Source organism: Streptomyces sp. NPDC021019, from assembly GCF_044333295.1.
GTDB lineage: Bacteria > Actinomycetota > Actinomycetes > Streptomycetales > Streptomycetaceae > Streptomyces.
Genome location: NZ_JBIRQR010000003.1, coordinates 991,835 through 1,012,356 on the forward strand (window position 1 = coordinate 991,835; position 20,522 = coordinate 1,012,356).

General features: G+C 71.9%; 18 protein-coding genes. 9 read left to right on the top strand and 9 right to left on the bottom strand.

Annotated features, from left to right (window positions below):
- Positions 1–87: 87 nt before the first annotated feature.
- Genes ACH4RG_RS22025 through ACH4RG_RS22035 form a run of 3 tightly spaced genes read left to right on the top strand, consistent with a single transcriptional unit; the run spans position 88 to position 2,881 of the window.
- Positions 88–771 carry a response regulator gene (locus ACH4RG_RS22025; RefSeq protein WP_397918052.1) on the top strand — a complete coding sequence of 228 codons (684 nt, stop codon included), beginning with the start codon at positions 88–90 and terminating at the stop codon, positions 769–771.
- A gap of 2 nt (positions 772–773) precedes the next feature.
- Positions 774–2,297, top strand: a complete 1,524-nt coding sequence (locus ACH4RG_RS22030) for an ATP-binding protein (RefSeq protein ID WP_398540008.1) — start codon at positions 774–776, stop codon at positions 2,295–2,297.
- Entirely contained in the window at positions 2,294–2,881 is a 588-nt protein-coding gene (locus ACH4RG_RS22035) for a hypothetical protein (RefSeq protein WP_397918054.1), read from the top strand. The genes ACH4RG_RS22030 and ACH4RG_RS22035 overlap by 4 nt, the downstream gene beginning before the upstream one ends.
- Positions 2,882–3,018: 137 nt before the next feature.
- Here the strand turns inward: ACH4RG_RS22035 and ACH4RG_RS22040 are convergent, their stop codons facing one another.
- The 4 genes from ACH4RG_RS22040 to ACH4RG_RS22055 all read right to left on the bottom strand — a co-directional run bounded on the left by ACH4RG_RS22040 (position 3,019) and on the right by ACH4RG_RS22055 (position 9,340).
- On the bottom strand, positions 3,019–6,363 hold the full coding sequence (locus ACH4RG_RS22040; protein ID WP_398540009.1) for a S8 family peptidase: 3,345 nt from the start codon (positions 6,361–6,363) through the stop codon (positions 3,019–3,021).
- 207 nt (positions 6,364–6,570) lie between these two features.
- Entirely contained in the window at positions 6,571–7,119 is a 549-nt protein-coding gene (locus tag ACH4RG_RS22045; RefSeq protein ID WP_397918056.1) for a GNAT family N-acetyltransferase, read from the bottom strand.
- A 72-nt stretch (positions 7,120–7,191) separates the two neighbouring features.
- On the bottom strand, positions 7,192–8,130 hold the full coding sequence (locus ACH4RG_RS22050) for a sigma-70 family RNA polymerase sigma factor (protein WP_397918057.1): 939 nt from the start codon (positions 8,128–8,130) through the stop codon (positions 7,192–7,194).
- Between the two features lie 10 nt (positions 8,131–8,140).
- Complete coding sequence (locus tag ACH4RG_RS22055) at positions 8,141–9,340, bottom strand: NAD(P)/FAD-dependent oxidoreductase (protein ID WP_398540010.1); 1,200 nt, start codon at positions 9,338–9,340, stop codon at positions 8,141–8,143.
- Positions 9,341–9,866: 526 nt separating this feature from the next.
- Between ACH4RG_RS22055 and ACH4RG_RS22060 the strand changes: the two genes are divergently transcribed.
- The 6 genes from ACH4RG_RS22060 to ACH4RG_RS22085 are packed head-to-tail and all read left to right on the top strand — an operon-like array spanning position 9,867 to position 14,384.
- Positions 9,867–10,169: an urease subunit gamma gene (locus ACH4RG_RS22060; RefSeq protein WP_397918059.1), complete on the top strand. Its 303-nt coding sequence runs from the start codon at positions 9,867–9,869 to the stop codon at positions 10,167–10,169.
- Positions 10,166–10,519 carry an urease subunit beta gene (gene ureB, locus ACH4RG_RS22065; RefSeq protein WP_397918060.1) on the top strand — a complete coding sequence of 118 codons (354 nt, stop codon included), beginning with the start codon at positions 10,166–10,168 and terminating at the stop codon, positions 10,517–10,519. Before ACH4RG_RS22060 ends, ureB begins: the two co-directional genes overlap by 4 nt.
- Positions 10,507–12,210, top strand: coding sequence for an urease subunit alpha (locus tag ACH4RG_RS22070; protein ID WP_397918061.1), 1,704 nt, complete (start codon positions 10,507–10,509; stop codon positions 12,208–12,210). Before ureB ends, ACH4RG_RS22070 begins: the two co-directional genes overlap by 13 nt.
- Entirely contained in the window at positions 12,210–12,875 is a 666-nt protein-coding gene (locus ACH4RG_RS22075; protein WP_397918062.1) for an urease accessory protein UreF, read from the top strand. The genes ACH4RG_RS22070 and ACH4RG_RS22075 overlap by 1 nt, the downstream gene beginning before the upstream one ends.
- Positions 12,868–13,620: an urease accessory protein UreG gene (gene ureG, locus ACH4RG_RS22080; protein ID WP_397927408.1), complete on the top strand. Its 753-nt coding sequence runs from the start codon at positions 12,868–12,870 to the stop codon at positions 13,618–13,620. The genes ACH4RG_RS22075 and ureG overlap by 8 nt, the downstream gene beginning before the upstream one ends.
- Entirely contained in the window at positions 13,617–14,384 is a 768-nt protein-coding gene (locus tag ACH4RG_RS22085; RefSeq protein ID WP_397918064.1) for an urease accessory protein UreD, read from the top strand. The genes ureG and ACH4RG_RS22085 overlap by 4 nt, the downstream gene beginning before the upstream one ends.
- 6 nt (positions 14,385–14,390) lie before the next feature.
- Here ACH4RG_RS22085 and ACH4RG_RS22090 read toward each other — a convergent pair whose 3' ends face one another.
- The 5 genes from ACH4RG_RS22090 to ACH4RG_RS22110 all read right to left on the bottom strand — a co-directional run bounded on the left by ACH4RG_RS22090 (position 14,391) and on the right by ACH4RG_RS22110 (position 20,499).
- Entirely contained in the window at positions 14,391–15,563 is a 1,173-nt protein-coding gene (locus ACH4RG_RS22090; RefSeq protein WP_398540011.1) for a hypothetical protein, read from the bottom strand.
- A 58-nt stretch (positions 15,564–15,621) separates the two neighbouring features.
- The gene (locus tag ACH4RG_RS22095) at positions 15,622–16,878 is read right to left on the bottom strand and encodes a sugar ABC transporter permease (RefSeq protein WP_398540012.1); all 1,257 of its coding nucleotides are present in this window, start codon (positions 16,876–16,878) and stop codon (positions 15,622–15,624) included.
- Complete coding sequence (locus ACH4RG_RS22100) at positions 16,875–17,735, bottom strand: ATP-binding cassette domain-containing protein (RefSeq protein WP_397918067.1); 861 nt, start codon at positions 17,733–17,735, stop codon at positions 16,875–16,877. The genes ACH4RG_RS22095 and ACH4RG_RS22100 overlap by 4 nt, the downstream gene beginning before the upstream one ends.
- A gap of 103 nt (positions 17,736–17,838) precedes the next feature.
- Positions 17,839–18,918 carry a substrate-binding domain-containing protein gene (locus tag ACH4RG_RS22105; RefSeq protein WP_397918068.1) on the bottom strand — a complete coding sequence of 360 codons (1,080 nt, stop codon included), beginning with the start codon at positions 18,916–18,918 and terminating at the stop codon, positions 17,839–17,841.
- 108 nt (positions 18,919–19,026) lie between these two features.
- Positions 19,027–20,499, bottom strand: coding sequence for an FGGY family carbohydrate kinase (locus ACH4RG_RS22110; RefSeq protein ID WP_397918069.1), 1,473 nt, complete (start codon positions 20,497–20,499; stop codon positions 19,027–19,029).
- Positions 20,500–20,522: the final 23 nt, after the last annotated feature.

The window sequence follows — 20,522 nt, forward strand, 5'->3', positions numbered from 1 at the left end:
GCCTCTCCGGGAGTCCGCTCCCCGCCGCTCGCTCACCGAGAGCCCTCTTCCGCGACCCTTCCTGTCCCAGGACCTGGAGATACCTGCATGCCACGCGTCGTCCTGGTCGAAGATGACCCGTCCGTACGCGACGGCGTCGAGATGGGGCTGCGCCGCCGCGGGCACGAGGTCCTCGCCACCGCGACCGGCGAGGCCGGCCTGAAGGCGCTGGACGTTTTCCTCCCCGACCTCCTGCTGCTCGATCTGATGCTGCCCCTGATGGACGGTGTCGAGGTGTGCCGCCGCGTTCGCGCGAACAGCCAGCTGCCGATCATCATGCTCACCGCGCGCGGCGATGACATGGACATCATCGTCGGTCTGGAGGCCGGTGCGGACGACTACGTCGTCAAGCCCGCCCGTACCGAGGTGATCGAGGCCCGGATCCGAGCCGTGCTGCGCCGTATCGAAGCCCCGGCCGGTACCCGGCCCGCCGTCGAACACCACGGCGACCTGGACGTCGACCGTGCCGGTCACACCGTCCTGAAGTCGGGCCGACCGGTCCCGCTCGCACCTTCCGAGCTGAAGCTGTTGCTGTTCCTGTCCGCTGCTTCGGGAAGGGCCTTCAGCCGGCAGCGGCTCCTGGAAGAGGTCTGGGACCACAGCTACCACAGCGATGTGCGCCTGGTGGACGCCTGTGTGCGCCGGCTCCGCATCAAGATCGAAGACCTCTCCGACAGCCCTCGGTACATACAGACCGTGCGGGGATTCGGCTACCGCTTCGGCCCGCTGTGAAGATGCCCGGAGCGGCCGCCGCGTTCGGGGTACGCACCCGGCTGGTGCTCGCGTTCCTTCTGGTGGCCGCGGTCAGCGCGGCCACGACGGCCGCGTTGACCTACCGGGAGGCGCGCAGCGCGGTCCTCGAACGCGCACAGGACACGGCCGTCGCCTCCTTCCGCGAGGAGGTCGAGCGGTTCGTCCCCGGCCTGCCCCTGGACCCGGAAGCGGTCCGGTGGGACCTGTACGAGATCGCGGCGCGCTCCAAGCCCCATCCGTGGATCGTGTTCGCCGAGTACGGCTCGGTGCGCGTCTCCTCGGGAGACCGTCCCGTCTCCGGCGTGCTGACCGGGGAGCTGCGCCGTGCCGCGCGGACCGCGCCGCACGGCAGCTTCCAGCGGGTCGTCAAGGACGGAAACGCGTATCTGACGATCGGGATGCCGGTGATGACACGGGTCGTCGCGGGCGGCGGCGCGGTGCCCAGCGGTCTGGTCCTCTTCGCCGTGATGCCCATGGTGAACGAGGAGACGGACATCGACGCACTGGTGACCGCCGCCCGCGACGGTGCGCTGCCGGGGCTGGTCGTGGCCCTGGTGCCCGCCCTGTTCGCGGCGCGCAGCGTGCTTCGCCCCGTCCGTGAACTGCGACGTGCCGCGGACTCCATGGGCGGCGGGCAGCTCGACGCGCGGATCACCGTGCGCGGCAGGGACGAAATGGCCGACCTAGCCCGGACGTTCAACAGCTCGGCGGCCCGCCTCGAACACTCCGTACAGGAACTCCGGGATGCCGGGGCGCGGGCCCGGCGTTTCGCCTCGGACGTCTCGCACGAACTGCGCACCCCCCTCGCGGGGATGCTCGCCGTCACGGACGTGCTGGACGAGGAGGCCGGGACGCTCGACCCGGACACCGCCCGGGCGGTGCGCCTGATCAGCGCCGAAACCGGCAAACTGGCCGTGCTGGTGGAGGACCTGATGGAGATGTCCCGCTTCGACGCCCGCGCGGCCGGACTCAACGCCGACGAGGTGGACGCGGCGGAGGCCGTACGAAGAACCCTGTCCGGCAGGCAGTGGCAGGACCGGGTCCGTGCGGAGCTGCCCGAGGGCGTCCGCATCCGCCTCGACCCGCGACGCTTCGACGTCATTGTGGCCAACCTCGTCGGCAACGCCCTGCACCACGGGGCCGAACCCGTCACCGTCCGGCTGTCGGCCCGCGCGGGTGCGCTGATCACCGAGGTGCGCGACAGCGGCCCCGGGATCGCCCCCGAAGCGCTGCCGAACGTCTTCGACCGCTTCTACAAGGCGGACGCCGCACGTTCCCGCTCGTCGGGCAGCGGCCTCGGACTCGCGATCACCCAGGAGAACGTGCGCCTCCACGGCGGCACGATCCGTGCGGAGAACCCGCCCGGCGGCGGCGCGCTGTTCACGGTGGAACTGCCCTTCGACGGGCCCGCCGCCTCGGGCCACGGCACGCCGGACGGCCAGGCTGCCAGACCCGGCGAAGGCCCGGGGTCCGGCCCTGACAGCGCCATGGAGGCCCACACATGAGGCAGCGGACGTTCCGCGCGGTCGGGCTGACCACGCTGCTGCTGCTCGCGGTGGCGCCGCTCTCCGGCTGCGGTATCCAGGAGACGGGCGCGGTCGAGGCCGGGAGACCGCCGGTCGGCGACCTGTTGCCCCCGCGTGACTCACGGGTGCTGTTGTTCTTCTTCTCTTCCGACGACGCACTGCTCCCCGTGCCGCGGATCGTCGACGTCCCCTGGCAGGGCGACCCGGAGATCTCGGCCTCGGAGAGGGAGGAGGCGAGCGACGCCCTGTCACCCCTGACGGCCGTCACCGCCCTGCTGGACGGACCCAACAAGGCCGAACGGCGGGCCGGGCTCCGCAACGCCCCCACACTGCCCCAAGAGGCGTCCGCCGTGGACCGGGTCGTGACGGGTGCTTCCACCGTCGAGGTCGGGCTGGACCTGCGGGTGAGGCGGCTGTCCGCCCCCGCCCGCGACCAACTCGTCTGCACGGCCGCCTTCGCCGCCCAGACGCAGGGGGCCCTGCCCGTCACCCTGGTCGGACGGGACGGTCGCCTCGCTCCGGCCGACTGCTCCCTTCGCCCGGTCCCGGCCCCGGCACGCTGAACGCGCTGAAGGAAGGCGGGAACGAGCGGAAGGAGCGGTCGGCCCACCGACGGCATGACAGCGGCCCGCCGGAACTTCCGTTCCGGCAGGCCGCTTCGCCCGGGGTCACCCCGGGCGGTGTTCCGCCCGGGGGCGCCTCACCTGCCGAAGAAGGCGTTGTGGATCGTGACCGTCGACTCGTTGCCGCTCTTGTCGGTGACGACGGCCTTCAACGAGATCGCCTTGCCCTTCGCCGGGGCGCTCACGGTGACCTTGCCCGCGGTGACCTTGGCGGGCAGCCACTTCTCGTTGTCGTACGACACCGTCACCCGCAGCGACTTCAGGCCGGCTCCGGCCGCCGCGCCCTGCACCACGACGGGGAACGTCTGCTGGGACCCTGCCGGAACGGTCGAGTCCAGCGCGAGCCGCGGCTGGAAACGGACTGTGGAGACCGGCAGGGTCGCCGGAGCCTCGGTGCGGGCCGACGTGAAGGTCCACGAGGCGTCGATCCGGTTCCCGGCGCGGTACACCGCCGGGTTCCGGTTGATGGTGGTCGCCACCTTGTACGTGGCGGACTCCGGAGGCAGAGCGAAGAACCGCTCGTCGATGGCCGCGTCCTCCTTCGCGTACAGCACGCCGTCACGGTGGATGGTGGTGGTCGCACCGGCGTACCGGGCGAACCCGGGATGGCCCGGCCCGTCACTGACCAGTGCCAGCGAGCCGTAGAGGTTGTCGCCGTCGCGCACGAGACCGTCGCCGGCCTTGATCTGCGGCCCCATCACACCGGCGTGGAAGGTCTCGGTGTGCGTCGTCCCCGGCTCGAAGCGTCGTGACCGCGCGAAGGAGTAGGCCCCTTCGACCTGCCGGCCGCCGGCCGCGTCCTTCTCACCCAGCACACCGGCCGCGATGTTCCAGACGGCGTCGTCGTCCGTGGACAGGTACACCTTCCGGGTCCCCGGCAGGGGGTGCGCCGAGTAGAGCGGGGCGATCCCCCCGTTGGCCAGTTCACCGTCGGCCCTGACGATGCCGTCGAGGCCGGGCACGGACGCCCCGATCCGCACCTTCACCAGAGCCATGTTCTTGGTCGTGTACGTCTTGCTGTAGCCGGTGGCCAGCTCCGGGACCAGACTGCCGGCGAGCGCGTTGTACTCGGTCGCCCCCTGCTTCCAGTGGGCGGACCACTGCTGGTAGAGGGAGGAGTCGCCGGTCACCGGGGCACCCTGGTACGCGGTGCGGACGTTGTCGAAACTCGTGAAGTCGCTCCACAGAGTGATGCCCGTCTCGGGCGTGTTCAGGGCGTACATCATCCCCGCGCGCGTCGGAGTGGCCGACGCGTCCGGCACCTTGAACGTCACCGGCCGGGTGGTCCGGGCGTCGAGGTCGACCGTGGTCGGGCCGGTCACCGAGAACCGGGGGTTGTTGATCAGGTCGGCGCCCTTGCCCGGAGCCGCGGGATCGACGAGCATGTCGGCCGACAGGTTGTAGGTGCCGCGCGGCAGTCGGACGGTGGCCGAACCGGACGACAGGTCAGGGAAGAATCGCAGGCCCGAGGCATGACCGACGTACCCCTTCAGGTCCGCCTGCCAGCCTGTGCTGGGCGCGCCGTTCCGTCCGGTGGCGTTGAAGGTGACCTCGTACGACTCGGCCTCGCGCTCCACCGCTGCCGCCGTGCGCACGCTCCGGCCGCCCCCCGACGCCACGACGGTGGCGGAGTAGGAGCCGTCGACCGTTCCGCCGAGACGGGTGTCGGCCGTCAGGTCCACGGCGGCGGTACCGCCCGCCGGGACCGTTACCCGCTGGGCTCCGAGGGTGAAGAAGCCGGCCGGGGCGGGCTGTCCGTCCCCGCCGGTCGGCGCGGACAGCGACAGGTCCAGCGTCACGTCGGCGCCGCCGTTGTTGCGGTACGTCACCTGCTTGGTGACGGGGGCGTCGTCGGTGTGGGGCCAGGCCTGGGTGCCCAGGTTCACGGAGACCGGCTCGGCGACGACCGTCTGGTCGATCGCCTTGTCGACGGTGAGCCGGCCCGCGCCCTGCTGGAAGACCGAGTGGGCGCCGTCCTTGGCAGAGCCCGTCAGGGCGGCCTTGATCTGCGCGCCCGTCCAGGCGGGGTTCTTCTGCTTGAGGATCGCTGCGGCCCCCGCGACGTGCGGAGTCGCCATCGAGGTGCCGTTCAGGCTGTGGTAGCCGGGCGGGTTCTGCTCGGCCACGCCCTCCGCCGCTGCGGCCGTGATCGACACGCCCGGTGCGGTGATGTCGGGCTTGACGGCCTTGTCACCGGTACGGGGACCGACGCTGGAGAAGTCGGCCATCAGGTCGTCGTCGTCGACGGCGCCGACGGTCAGGGCCGCGTCGGCGCTGCCCGGCGACGCGACCGTGCCCTGGTTCGACCCGTTGTTGCCCGCGGCTATCGTGAACAGGACGCCCTTCTCCGCCGAGACCTTGTTGACCTGGGCTTCCAGCGGGTCGATTCCGGGGGTGTCGAGGCCGCCCAGGCTCATGTTGATGACGTCGGCGCCCTGGGCCACGGCCCAGTCGACCCCCGCGATGACGCTGGAGTCGTCACCGAAGCCCCGGTCGTCCAGCACCTTCGCGTTGATCAGCCGGGCTCCGGGGGCCACGCCCTTGAACCGGGCGTCCTTCGCTCCGGTGCCGGCCGCCGTGGAGGCCACATGTGTGCCGTGCCCGTCACGGTCCCGGGCGTCCGGGGAGCCGCTGAAGTTGCGCTCCGCGGCCACCCGGCCCGCCAGGTCCGGATGGGTGGCGTCGATGCCCGTGTCCACGACGGCGATCTTCACACCGGTGCCGTCGAACGACCGGGCCCAGGCCGCCGGGGCGCCGATCCGCCCCGTGCTGCGGTCGAGCGAGGCCTCGCGCACACCGTCGAGCCAGATCCGCGCGATGCCGGACGCGGTGGCCGCCGAACCGTTCTCCCGCTGACGCGTCAGGGCCTCCCACAGCGTGCCCTTGCTGTCGGTGGCCGCCGCACTGGTCACGGCATCGGCGTCGAGGGCCGACAGGGTCCGGCGGACGGTGGTGCCGTCCGCGGACCGCACCTCGGCACGGGCGGACTTGGCCGCCGCTCCCCGGTAGCCGACGATCACCTTGAGCCCGGCCCGGTGGGCCTTGCGGCTCTCCGGCTCGGCCAGCGCGGTGATGTCGAACAGCCGCCGGTCCAGCCTGCCGTCGGCGATCAGCTGCCGGGCGTCACGCGGCACCACATGGGTGCGGCCGTCGTGGATCTCGGTGAAGAAGGGTATGTCCTCCCGGCCCTCGGCACGCTGGATGCCACCGACCCGGCCCTTGGCGTCCACGAGGACTCGGTCACCCGTGATCAGGGTGACGGTTTCGACGGTCCGGTCGTCTGCCTTTAAGGCCTTGGCGGTGGTCGGGGATGCCGTGTCCGGGCCGCCGGTCTTCCCCGACGCCGGAGCGGTCATGCCGGCGGTCAGGGCGACCGAGGCCGTGGCGACGAGCGCGTACGCCCTCGTTGATCTTTTTCGCAAGATTGTCCCTGCTCAGGAGTGGTTCGGGCGGGCGAAGGCCCGGCCGCACGGGGCGCGTTCGGATACGCGTTCGGCCCCGGATTCCTGAAGTATGCAGAGGCCGTTCGGGCGCACTCAATGATCGTTGTGTAACGGCGGAGCGCCCTGACACGGCTTGCTCGCGAGGGCGTACGGCACGGGACCGACGCGAGGGCGCACGGCCCTGGATCAGCCGGACGGCGTGACCGGACTCCACACGCCCAACCACTGCTCGGCCCCGTACTCCTCGAACCGGCTCACCTCGGTGAACCCCAGCTTCCGCGCGAGGCGCATCGAAGGGCCGTTGGCGATCCGGGTGCAGAGCACCACCGGTTCGCCGGGAAGTATGGCGGCGAACCAGGCGAGCGCGGCGGCGCATGCCTCGGAGGCGTACCCGAAGCCCCAGGCCTGCGGCAGGAACAGGTAGCCGAGTTCGGTCTCCCCGGCATCCGGACGGAGGTGATCCGGGAGTTCCCCGGGCCGACGGTCGAGAGTGATCGTGCCGATCATCGCTCCGTCGAGCTCGACCACGAAGAAGCCCCGCCGTCGCCCCGGCACCTCGGGGACGGAGCGTTCGAGAGCGTCGCGCGGTTGGGGGCCACCGATGTGAGCACCCACCTCCGGCGATGCGAACAGCTCGATGAACGCCGAGCGATCCCGCGCCTCGGACCCACGGAGCGTGAGCCGCTGCGTCCTGATCGGGGCCGGCGGCCAGGTGGAGCTGTCGAGTTCAGTCATGGCGGGCAAGCTATCGCAGCTCGCGGAGGGAGCCGCGCCGCCGTCCTCCTCGGCCGACTCCGCCACCGCCGCTCACCACGCGTCGATGACCGGTACGCCGGGGTCGCGCCGCTGCCACGCCTCGTCGAGGCGCGCGAGCCGGGCCGTGGCGGCGATGCCGTACAGGGACGCGACCTTGCCGTCGCTGACCTCGAACGCCACGGTGCCCACGACCCGGCCCCCGACCACGGCGACGACGGCCGGGGTGCCGTTGACCCGCACGAGATGCATCGCGAGCGAGCCGCCGGCCAGCCGCCGCTTCGCCGGGGTCGGCTTGAAGCCCGCCCGGGCGAAGGAGGCGACCCGTTCGCGCGATGTGTGACGCAGCAGCCGCCTGGCCAGTCCGGCGCCGTCCGAGACCGCCGTCACGTCGTCGGTGAGCAGCGCCACCAGCCGATCGGTGCGCCCCGACGTGGCGGCGGCGAGGAACTCCTCGACGACCCGGCGCGCGGACGCCGGGTCGGCCGCGCCGCCGCGGCGGCGCTCGGCGGCGACCCGGGTACGCGCCCGATGGGCATGCTGCTGGCTCGCCGACTCGGTGATGTCGAGAATCGCGGCGATCTCGGCGTGGCTGTACGAGAAGGCCTCCCGCAGGACGTAGACGGCCCGCTCGGCCGGCGAGAGGCGCTCCAGAAGGGTCAGTACGGCCAAGGTCACCGATTCACGCTGCTCGAAGGTGTCGGCCGGACCGAGCATCGGGTCGCCTTCGAGGAGCGGTTCGGGCAGCCACGCGCCGGCCGTTCGTTCGTGACGCGCCTGTGCCGAGCGGAGCCGGTCGAGGCAGAGGTTGGTGGCGACCTTGGTCAGCCACGCCTCCGGTACCTCGATCCGCTCGCGGTCCGCGGCCTGCCAGCGAAGGAACGTGTCCTGCACGGCGTCCTCGGCGTCGGCCGCCGAGCCGAGCAGACGGTACGCGAGCGAGGCCAGTCTGCTCCGGCCGGCCTCGAACTGATCGACGGCTGCGCTGTCCATGCGCAACAGCCTAGGCGGCGACCCGCGTACCGGCCCGGCCGGGCGCGGGGGCCAGGCGGTGCCTGCGCTTCGGCATTCCGAAGGTCGGATGGACGATGCCCCACTCCGCCCCCTTGAGCACACCCGCCTTGAGCCGTGCGGCGGTGCGGCCGCCCAGGTACCAGGCCTTCGACCGGACGTCCCCGCCCACCATCTGGAAGATGGCGTCCCGCCGTCCGAGGCTGATGTGGTTGCCGAAGTACTTCAGCCCGGTGTCCGGGACTTCATGGCCCGTCAGGCGCGCGACGATCGCGGCGGTCGCGCGCATGTTGGTGAGACCGGCCGAGGCACAGGACATCGGCAGCGGCCGGCCGTTCTCGCCGATCGCGTAGGCGCAGTCGCCCGCGGCGTAGACGTCCGGGTGAGAGACCGAACGCATGGTGCGGTCGACGACGATCTGGCCCGTTGCGGCGACCTCCAGGCCGGCGGCGCCCGCCATGGGGTGCACCGCGAACCCGGCCGACCACACGGTCACATCTGCCGGGACGGACCTGCCGTCGGAAGTGAGCACCCGTGTCGGCTCGACGGCTTCGACGGCGGTGTGTTCGTGCACGGTGACGCCGAGCCGGTCGAAGGCGCCGTGCAGATGACGTCGCGCCTTCGGGGAGAGCCAGGCGCCCAGCTCGCCGCGGGCGGCGAGTGCGACGGAGAGTCCGGGGCGCGACTCGGCGAGCTCGGTCGCGGTCTCGATCCCCGTCAGCCCCTCGCCGACGACCACGACGGTGCCGCCCTCGCCCAGGCCCGCCAGGCGCTCCCGCAGGCGCAGCGCCGAGGACCGGCCGGCCACATCGAAGGCGTACTCGGCCGCGCCGGGGACGTCATGGTGGGCGACGGAGCTGCCGAGCGCGTAGAGAAGGGTGTCGTAGGAGAGTTCACCGGCGCCGTCCTCGCCGTCCTCGCCGGCCACGGCGACGGTCCTGTGCTCGGGGTCGATTCCGGTGACTCGCGCCAGACGCAACCGCACCCCGGTACCCGCGAACACGTCGGTGAGCCTGCGGGACGCGAGCTCCTGGCCACTGGCGAGCTGGTGGAGGCGCATGCGCTCGACGAAGTCGGGTGCGGCGTTGACGACGGTGACCGCGGTGTCGGCGGGGGAGAGCCTTCGGGCCAGGTTGCCGGCGGCGAAAGCCCCGGCGTAGCCGGCGCCGAGTACGACGATGCGGTGCTTCATGACATGGCTCCTGTCTCGTTCGCGTACCCCTTGAACGGGACAGACCTCCGATTGCTGACAGGGGCCAGTGTGAGGCGGGTCACCCGACGGACCCATCCCTTGGGCGCCCGGCTCCGAATCACCGGTGAGGGTGGGCCCGGACTTCTTCCGAAGGAGCAGGTGGGATCGATGACCCGGACACGATCACTTATCACCCCTGACCTTCCGCCCCGTTTCGAGACGCCGGACCTTCCGGGGGCGCGAACCGGGGATGCCGTGAGGTCACCCTCGCGTCCCCTCCGACACGAGGGCGGACCGGACGAGGCATCGCCAACGGAACCTTCCGGTCGGTCCGCTCCAACGCGCTCATCCAGGTAGCCGGCCGACCGAATTTTGTGCGTTTTGCCCGTATGTAGTGGGTCGTAACCACAAAAAGGGACTTTTTGCCGTGCGCAGGAATTTGCCACGCCGCGAAGAGAAGGGCTATAAGAGGCATGTGGTTCAGGCGCCGCCGGGAATTCCGGGGAGGCCGCCATGGAGGTTTCCCATGTTTCTGACTCCGTCCGACACGGAGAAATTGCTACTGAGTGTTGCCGGAATGGTCGCCCGTGACCGGCGTGCCCGCGGCGTCCGCCTCAACTACCCGGAGACCGTCGCCCTGCTCGCGTGCTGGGCGATGGAGCGGGCCCGTGAGGGAGTCCCGGTCAGCGAGCTGATGACAGCGGGGAGGGCCGTGCTCACCCGTGCTGACGTGCTGGAAGGCGTCCCCGAGATGCTGCACGACGTCCAGGTCGAGGCGACCTTCCCGGACGGGCGCAAGCTCGTCACGATCACCTCGCCGATCCCGTGATCCCGGGCGAGATCCGGACCGGCTCCGGAGTGGTGCACATCAATGCCGAAAGCGCGGTATTGCCTCTCACCGTGGTGAACGACGGAGACCGGCCCATTCAGGTCGGATCCCATCTGCATTTCTCCGACGCGAATCCGGCACTTTCTTTTGACCGGGCCGCCGCCCGGGGATTTCGACTCGATATTCCGTCGGGCACGTCGCTGCGCTTCGAGCCGGGGGTCGGCGTCGACGTCAGCCTCGTCGAACTCCGCGGCCGCCGCCGCGTTCCCGGCATCGTGCTGCCCGGGGCCCGGACACCCGCCCCCGCCCCCACACCCCGAACGGAGGACCTGGTGACATGGCCCAGCTGACCCGCGCCGCCTACGCCTCGCTCTACGGCCCCACCACCGGGGACCGGATCCGCCTCGCCGACACCGATCTCTGGATCGAGGTCGAGGAGGACCGGTGCTTCGGCGGCGACGAGGCCGTCTTCGGGGGCGGCAAGTCCATCCGCGAGTCGATGGCCCAGGCCACCGCGTCCCGGGCCGAGGGCGCGCCCGACCTGGTCATCACCAACGCGGTCGTCCTGGACCACTGGGGCGTCGTCAAGACCGACATCGGCGTCCGTGACGGGCGGATCGTCGCCCTCGGCCGTTCCGGCAACCCCGACATCAGCGACGGCGTCCATCCGGATCTGGTGATCGGCCCGGGCACCGACGTGATCTCCGGCGAGGGGCGCATCCTCACTGCCGGAGCCGTCGACACCCATGTCCACTTCCTGATGCCGGAGACCCTCCACGAGGCGCTCGCCACCGGCACCACCACCGTCATCGGGGGCGGCACCGGCGCCACCGAGGGCTCCAAGGCCACCACCGTCACCCCCGGCGCCTGGAACCTCGCCATGATGCACCGGTCCCTGGACCGCGTCCCGCTCAACGTCATGCTGTTCGGCAAGGGCTCCACCGTCGGCGAGGAAGCCCTGCGCGAGGCGGCCCTCAGCGGCGCCGGCGGCTACAAGGTCCACGAGGACTGGGGCGCCACCCCGGCTGCGATCGACGCCGCGCTGCGGGCGGCCGACGCGTACGGCCTCCAGGTGGCGCTGCACGCGGACAGCCTCAACGAGGTTGGCTACGTCGAAGGCACCCTCGACGCCATCGCCGGACGCGGTATCCACGTCTTCCACGCGGAGGGCGCGGGCGGCGGCCACGCTCCCGACATCATCACCGTGGCCTCCCACCCGAACATCCTCCCGGCGTCCACCAACCCGACGCTCCCGCACACCGTCAACACCGTCGCCGAGCACCTCGACATGCTCATGGTGTGCCACCACCTCAACCCCCGGGTACCCGAGGACCTCGCCTTCGCCGAGTCCCGGATCCGGGCCACCACCATCGCCGCCGAGGACGTGCTGCACGACATCGGCGCACTCTCCATCACCTCCTCCGACGCCCAGGCGATGGGCCGCATCGGCGAGGTCGTCTGCCGCACCTGGCAGGTCGCCCACGTCATGAAGCAGCGCTTCGGCGACCGAGGCAGCGAACTGCCCGCCGACAACGAGCGGGCGCGCCGGTACGTCGCCAAGTACACGATCTGCCCGGCCGTCGCCCACGGCATCGACCACGTCGTCGGCTCCGTGGAGCCCGGAAAGCTCGCCGACCTGGTGCTCTGGGACCCCGCCTTCTTCGGGATCCGGCCCGCCGCCGTCATCAAGGGCGGCATGGCCGTGTACGCGCCCCTGGGCGACGCGGGCGCCGCGATCCCCACCACCCAGCCGGTCCTGATGCGCGCCACCGCCGCCGCCGAGGCCGCGCCGCACCTGTCCGTCAGCTTCGTCTCCCCGGTGGCACTGGCCGATGGGCTGGCCGAACGGCTCGGCCTGGTCCGGGAGTTGGTCGCCGTACGGCCCACCCGCCATCTCACCAAGGCGGACCTGCCGAACAACACGGCGCTCCCGGCCATCGACGTGGACCCGGAGACCTTCGCCATCCGCATCGACGGGGAGCTCGTGGAGCCCGCCCCCGCCGCCGAACTGCCGCTTGCCCAGCGGTACAGCATGTTCTGATGGCGCTGCTCGCCCCCTACCTCCTCGCCGACGGGCGGCTCCCGGTCGGCGCCCACACCTACAGCGCGGGCCTCGAACCGGCCGTCGCGGCGGGCCTCACGCGCGCGCAGATCCCCGGCCTGCTGAGGGCCCGTCTGCACACCACCGTCGTCACCGAAGCGGCCGCCGCCGTACTCGCCCTGCGGGCTGCCCAGCGCGATCCGGTGGACTACGCGCCCGTGCAGGAGGCGCTCGCCGCCCGGACGCCGACGGCGCCGCTGCGCGAGGCCTCCGCCGCACTGGGCCGGGGTGTGCACCGCCTCGCCCGCCGGCTGGCCCCCGACCATCCCGCGGTCACCGCCCTGACACGGCTCCACCCGCGCCCCCTGCGGCCGGTGACCCTCGGGGCGCTCGGGGCCGTCCTGGGGGTGGGGGAGGAGGCGCTGGCCCACGGCGTCGTCTACGACGAACTGCAGACCATCGCCTCCGCCGCGCTCAAGCTGCTGCCCGGCGACCCCCTCGACTCGGTCGCGTGGATCGTCGCCGCCGAGGCGGACGCCGCGCGAGCCGTCACCGAAGCACTGGCCGTGCGCACCCCCGCCGAACTCCCCGCCCGTACACCACCGCTCACCGAGCAGTGGGCACTCGAACACGACCGACGCGAACGGAGACTCTTCCTTGCCTGACAACGCTTCCGCCCAGCAGCCCGGACAACCCGCCCAGGGCCCCAACGAGCACTACCACCAGCCGCTCAACCAGCCGCGCGCCCTGCGCATCGGCGTCGCCGGTCCCGTCGGCACCGGCAAGAGCTCCATCCTCGCCACCCTCTGCCGCGAACTGGCCGGCGAGCTCTCCATGGCCGTCGTCACCAACGACATCTACACCGACGAGGACGCCCGCTTCCTACGCTCGGCCGGCGTCCTGCCCACCGAGCGCATCCGCGCCGTCGAGACCGGAGCCTGCCCGCACACCGCGATCCGCGACGACGTGAGCGCCAACCTCGACGCGGTCGAGGACCTGGAGGAGGCCTACGGGCCGCTTGACCTGGTGCTGATCGAGAGTGGGGGCGACAACCTCACCGCCACGTTCAGCCCCGCCCTCGCCGACGCCCAGCTCTTCAGCATCGACGTCGCGGGCGGCGGGGACGTCGCCCGCAAGGGTGGCCCGGGCATCACCGGCGCGGATCTCCTGGTCATCAACAAGACCGACCTGGCCCCGCACGTGGAGGTCGACGTGACCGCGATGGTCGCCGACGCCGAACGGGCCCGCGACGGTCTGCCCGTCCTCGCGCTGTCCAAGCACGATCCCGAGTCGATCGCCCACCTGGCCGACTGGGTGCGGGCCGTGCTGGTACGCCACCGCTCCGGCACCCATGTCCCGACCGACCCCGGCCCGATGGCGCCCCACAGCCACAGCCACGACGGCTCGTGACCGGCCCGCCCGCCCTCGCCGTCCACGCGGCCGAGCCCGACGATCCCACGGTCGTCGCCGTCGAGCGCGACGCCTCCGGCCGGCACCTCGCCCGCGAGCTGTCTCCCGGGGCGTTCCTCGCCCCCCGCCCCCTGCTGCCGTGCGCGGACCGTCTGCGGATCGCCCTCGTCGGCACCCGGGCGGGGCTGCTGGCCGGCGACGATCTCCGGCTGCACGTCTCGGTCGGCCCGGGGGCCCACCTGGAACTGGTCGAACCCTCCGGTCTGGTGGCGTACGACCACCGGGGAGGCAGATCGGCGTGGCGGGCCAGGATCGACATCGCGGCAGGCGGCCGACTGGACTGGGACGGGAAGCCGTTCGTCGTCGCGCACGGGGCGTGGGTCGACCGCACGATGGAGGTGACGCTCGCGCCCGGCGCCCGGATGCTGTGGCGCGACACCCTCGTCCTGGGCCGCTCCGGTGAACGCGGCGGCCGCGTCCGGGCCAGGACCCGGGCCGTGCACAACGACCGGGAACTGCTGGTCGAGGACCTCGACCTGACCGACCCGGAGATACGCGAACTTCCCGGCCTCCTCGGCCCGAACCGGATCATCGGCTCCATCACCGCCCTCGGCGCCCGCCCGCCAGGACCGCCCCACCCCTACCGGACGGATCTCGCGGGACCCGGGGCCCAGGTCCGGCTGCTGGACACCGGGGCACCGGCGCTGGAAGCGGAGCTGTCGGCACTGTGGGAGCACTGGCGGACCGAGAACGCAAGCGAATGACGCTGGTCAGGGTCGCCCCGGCGCCGTGAAGGGATTGGGCGCCGCACCCGTCCAGCGGTGCAGCACCGCGCGGCCGGTCTGAAGCGTGTTCCCTCCGGAGTCGGCCGTACCCGCCTCGGCCACGTAGAAGCGGCCGTCGTCGAGCGAGACCAGACCGTACTGGCCGCCCGACTCGTACCCGTACACACCGGACGGCTCGTGGTGCAGCCCGCGCGGGAGGAGGGAGAGGAGGTGGCCGGACTCGGGGCGCGGCTGCCCCTGCACCTCTCCCCGGCGGGCGGGCTCCGAGCCGTCCACCACGTAGAGCGCGTAGGTGGGGAACGTCGTCTTCCTGCCCTTGTACACGGCCATCAGCCAGTTCCCGCTCCGCCGGTCGTACTCCAGGTTCTGGACGCCGTACGTGGTGTTGCCGGTGTAGGCGAAGAACTTGCCGTCGGGGGAGGCGGGGCCGCTGGTGTGGTGAGCGCCTTCGACGAGCGGCCTCTCGTACCTGCTCCAGTCGCGCACGTCGTACTGGAGCAGCACCTGGTGGTCGTTGTCGGTGCGGGAGGTGTTGGAGTAGATGCCGTACGCGACAGTGAGCCGGCCGCCGCCCCGGCGGTGCAGGCCGGGGCCGAAGGCGACGCCGTCGATGCCACTGCACCCGTAGCGGTGGTCGGGGGTGTCGCCGGTGTTGCCGTCGAAGACTCCGTCGCCGTTCATATCGGCGGTGTAGTCCCGTACGACCTCCCGGAGATGGACGGTGGAGACCACATCGGTGGTCCGGGCGTCCATGTTCATCCGGGTGATGCGGGCCCCGTCGAAGATCGCGACGTAGAACGCTTCGGCGGCCTTGTACTCGAGGGAGCCGTAGACCCGGCCGTCACCGGTGTTGAAGTCCAGATCGCCCAGGTGCCCGGTGAAGCCGGTGACCGAGCCGATCGGTCTGCCCGACAGGTCGGTCTTCACCAGCAGATCGGTGAAGGAGAAGTACATGTGGCCCTTGCGGCGGTCGATGGCCGTGCCCTGGAGGTGCCCGGACGACCAGGCCCCGCCGTCGACGGAGGCGGGCAGCGAGGGAGCCGGCGACGGCGACGGTGTACGGGCGTGGGCCGCGCCCCCGCTCACCGCCGGGAGAGCCGACGCGACGACGGCGGACAGGAATAGGGCGGCGATGTGCGCGGGTACTCGGCTCCGCATGGTTCCTCCGGTCGGGTGGTCGTGGGATGTGCGGCGCCCACCGGATACGGGCGGTGCCTCAGGCCCTGCCGTGGGAGACCCGCGAACGCCGGGCCACGGCATCCAACGACACCGCCAGCAGCAGTACCCCGCCGGTCACCATGAAGCGGTACGCGGAGTCGAGATTCAGCAGCGTGAGCCCGCTGGAGATGGACTGGATCACGAGAACGCCGAGCAGCGCGGCGAACGCGGTGCCCCGGCCGCCGAACAGACTGGTGCCGCCGATGACGGCCGCCGCGATGGCGTTCAGGTTGACGTCACCGCCGCCGCTGCTCAGGTTGGCCGCCGCGAGCCGTGAGGCGGAGAGGACGCCGCCGACGCACGCGAGCGTCGCGCACAGCACGAACGCGGTGGTGAGGACGGCCCTCACGTTCACGCCCGCACGCCGGGCGGCCTCCATGTTGCCGCCGACCGCGTACATCGACTTGCCGAACGAGGTGCGGGACAGGACGTAGTGCAGCGCCAGCACCAGGGCGAGGAAGAACACGAACATCCAGCCCACCCCCCGGTCCCGGTTGAGATACCAGACCGCCGCGCCGAGGCCGGCCAGCAGCGCCAGACTCCGTCCGGCGAGCAGCCGCCGGGAGGCGGCGGTGAGCCCCGCCCGGCGGCGCTCCGACGCACGGGCGGCACCGGTCGCGTACAGCACCGCCGCACCCGCGACGACCAGTGCGTACGCCAACCAGGGCGGCAGGAACTGGAGTTGGGCGAAGGCTACCAAGCCCGAGTCGTAGGGCAGGTTGATCGATCCCTTGGGCCCGAGTATCCACAGCTGCACGCCGAGGAAGCCGAGGAGGCCGCCGAGGGTGATGACGAAGCTGGGTACCCCGATCCGGTTGTGGACCTGGGCGTACAACCAGCCGATCAGACCCGCGAGGGCCAGCGCGACGGCGACGGCGAGCCAGGCCGGCAGCCCTCGGTCCACGAAGAGGACCGCCAGTACGGCAGCGCCGAGGCCGCTGACCGAGCCGACCGACAGGTCGATCTGGCCGACGAGGAGGACACAGACGACCCCCAGGGCGATGATGCCGACCGGCACGCTCTCCAGGGCGAGGTTCGTGAGATTCGCGCTCGACAGGAAGATGGGGTTGAGGATCTGCATCACGCCCCAGATCACGACCAGTCCGGCGAGGACGGGCAGGAGACCGAGGTCGCCGCCGCGCAGCCGGACGAGAACCGCTCGCAGGCGGTCGCGCGCACCGGCGGACCGGGGCGACGGCTCGACGCGCTCGCCGGGGGAGAGCTCCGGGCTCGTGACAGCGGCCGGTTCCGTCATGATGCTTCCCCCTGGTGCTCCGCTCCGGTCCGGTACGCCGGCTCCGTTCCGTCGCCCGGTGCCCGGTCGCGGCCGGCGCGGCGGCTGACCACGTTGTCGGTGGCTCCGGTGATGGCCGCCACCAGCTCCGACCCCGTCGTCCCGGCCGCGTCGAAGACACCATTGTTGCGGCCGAGCCGCAGGACGGCCACGGTGTCGGCGACGGCCCGCACGTCGGCCATGTTGTGGCTGACCATGATGACGCCCAGCCGACGCTCCCTCAGACGCTCGATCAGATTGAGGACTTCCGCGGTCTGTGCCACGCCCAGGGCGGCCGTCGGTTCGTCCAGGACGATCACCTTGGGGTCGCCCAGGAGCGTCCGCGCGATGGCCACCGTCTGCCGCTGGCCGCCGGACAGGGCCGCGACCGGGACGCGTACCGAGGGGATCTTCACCGACAGTTCCCCGAGCAGAGCACGGGAGCGCACCTCCATGCCCACCTCGTCCAGGCGCAACCCTCGCAGCTCGCGCCCGAGGAAGAGGTTCTCCACCACGTTCAGGTTCTCGCAGAGGGCGAGGTCCTGGAACACGGTCGCGATACCGAGCCGCTGTGCGGTGGCCGGGGAGGTGATCGCCACGGTCCCGGCGCCGAAGCCGATGGTTCCGGCGTCCGGCCGGTGCACCCCGGAGAGGACCTTGACCAGGGTGGACTTCCCCGCGCCGTTGTCGCCCACCAGAGCCACGACCTGCCCCGCGGCGACGTCGAGGTCGACATCGGTGAGTGCGGCGACGGCGCCGAAGGATTTGCTGATTCCGCGCAGGGAGAGCAGCGAGCCGCCCGGCGCCTCGTGAAGGGAGGGCAAGGAGTCAGCGGACATGGACCGGCCTTCCGGGGCGGGCGGGCGGGGGAGTGGTGACCCGGGCGGGGTGTCCAACCGCGCCGCGGACGGTCGTGGGCGCCGCGCGGTCGGGCCGGTGGGACTACGTGAGGCCCACCTCGGCACAGGCGGCGGCGTACGTCGTCGTGCACACCTCGGCGGTCTTCAGCGGTTTCCCGTCGCCCACCAGAACCTCCGCGATGTTCTCCCGGGTGACCACGGTGGGGGTGAAGAGCTCCGAGGGGGTGCCGAAGAGCGTGGTGTCGCCCCGGGGCTTCTCTCCCCGGGCGAAGGCGAACGCCGCGGTGGCGGCGGCTTCCGCGACGGTCTTGATGGGCTTGGAGATGGTGTTGTACTGGTCGCCCTTGACGATCCGCTGGGCGGCGGCGAGTTCGGCGTCGTTCCCGGTCACCGGCGGCACGGTCGCTCCGGCCGCTTTGAACGCGGCGATGGATCCGCCGCCCGTGCCGTCGTTGGCGGCGACCACTCCGGCGATCCTTCCCGGGAACTTGGCTATCTGGCCGCTGACCCAGCTCTGCGCCTTCCCCGGTTCCCAGGCAGGGGTGTCGTACTCGGCGAGGAGCTCGAATCCGCTGGAGTCGACCGCGCTGTGCATGCCCTTCTTGATCAGGCCCGCCGCCGCGTCGGTCGGTGATCCGTTGACCTGGAGGAGGCCGCCCTCGGCCGAGGTGGCCTTGAGGTGCTCCACCAGGGACGCGCCGATCATGGAGCCGATCTTCTCGTTGTCGAAGGAGACGTAGTAGTCGGCCTTGACCGCCGGGATCGGCCGGTCGTACGCGATGACCGGGACTCCTCGGCCCTGTGCCGTGCGGACGGTACTGGCCGCCGCGGCGGAGTCGACCGGATCGATCACGAGGACGTCCGCGCCCTGCGCGAGCGCGGAGTCGGCCTGCTGTTGTTGCTTCGCGGCGTCGCCGCCCGCGTTCTGGTACAGGACCTCGCAACCGCCGCAGAGATCCCTGACCTTGGCCCTGAAGAGGGGGGCGTCGTACAACTCGTACCGGGTGGAGGCGATATCGGGCATCAGAAACGCGATCTTCGCGTCCTCCGATGACTCGCCGTCCGTACCGTTCGGCGCTTTCGTCGTACAGGCGGCGGCGGAGACGATCACCGCCATCGTGGACAGGGCAGCGGCGAACGATCTGACAGAGCGTTGCTTCACTGGAATCTCCTGGTCTTCAGGCGGAGAGCCCTCCTTCGCGTCAAATTAACAGCGCATGTGTTAATAGTGTCAATGGGCATGTCATAAATAACAGGGCGGCCGGCCCGTTCAGAGACGTCCGGGCAACCGCGCGCGAGCCCCCCACTCCGCCCGGGCCGTCGCCAACTCCGCCCGGTACCGCTCGTATCCGTCCTCGTACAGCGCCCGAACGTCCTCGCGCGGATCGACGACCTGGTGGCGTCCCGGAGGGGCCTCGTACCCGGGGGACAGGGAGGCGCGGGCGACGGACACCACGCCGAGCGCCCCGACCTGCTCCTCCAGCGGAACGCGGACGGGTCGGCCGAGGACGTCGGCGATCAGCCGGGCCCACATCACCGACCGGGTGCCGCCGCCGCAGAGGGCGAGGGTGCCGCTCAGCCCCGCCGTGTCCAGGCAGTGCCTGGCGGCGTACCCGATGGCCTCGCAGACGGCCCGCACGGCGTCCTCCCGGCCCGTCGCCAGGCTGAGCCCGTCGAGTCTGCCCTGGGCCGACGGCTCGACGAACGGGGCCCGTTCGCCCGCTTCGGACAGGAAGGGGAAGGCATGGACGCCCCGGGCCCCGGGCGGGCTGTCGGTGAGCAGGACGTCCACGTCGGCCGTGGTCGCGCCGACGAGGGCGAGCACCCATTCCAGCGCCGCTGTTCCCACCATGGCGGGCATGGCGCGCAGCCATCGGCCGGGAGTGGGTGTGCACAGCCACATGCCGGCGGGCTCGGCGAGCGGATCGAGATCGACGCGGTCGGTCAGCACCTGGCTCGCGAGGGTCGTGCCGAGGATGAGAACACCGTCCCCCACCTCGCGCACCCCGCTCCCGATGGCGCAGGCCGGCAGGTCGTACGGCCCCGCCACGACCGGCAGCCCCTCGGGCAGCCCCAGGAGTCCGGCACCGCGGCCGTCCAGTCCGAGCACCGTTCCCGGGGCGGCGGGAGGAGGCAGCAGACCCGCCCGTTCGGCGACACCGCAGGCGGCCAGGGCGCGGGGCGCGTAGCGGCGGGTACGCGGGTCGAGGAACGGCAGCGTGGCGTCGGACGCGTCGAGGCACACCCGGCCGGTGAGGTGCTGGGCGACCGCGTCGACGCAGTACCCCGCGACGGCGGCCCGGTCCAGCGAGTCCGGCTCGTGCTCCTGGAGCCAGTTCAGCAGCGGGCCGTGGCACCCGGGGAACATGCCGGAGCCGGTGTGCGCGAAAGCGGTGTTGACCGTGCCGTCCACCAGCCAGCGGGTCACCAGCTCCGAGGCCCGCGCGTCCATCCAGGAGATGGCGGGCCGTACCGGGCGGCCCCCGGAGTCCCGCAGCCACAGACCGTCCCCCTGTCCGGTGAGCGCCACGGCTTCCGGCGGCCGGCCGACCGCGGCGGCGACCTCGCGGACCACATCGCCGACACCGGCCACGACCTCGTCGAGATCCTGCTCGACCCGTCCGCCGGGCAGCATGTCCAGACGCGAGCGCCGACTCGCGGAGGCCAGGACGCCGCCCGCCCCGTCGAACGCCACGGCCTTGGTGACCGACGTCCCGATGTCCACACCGATGATGGTGCTCACGCCTGGTGCCTCCTGTACGAGCC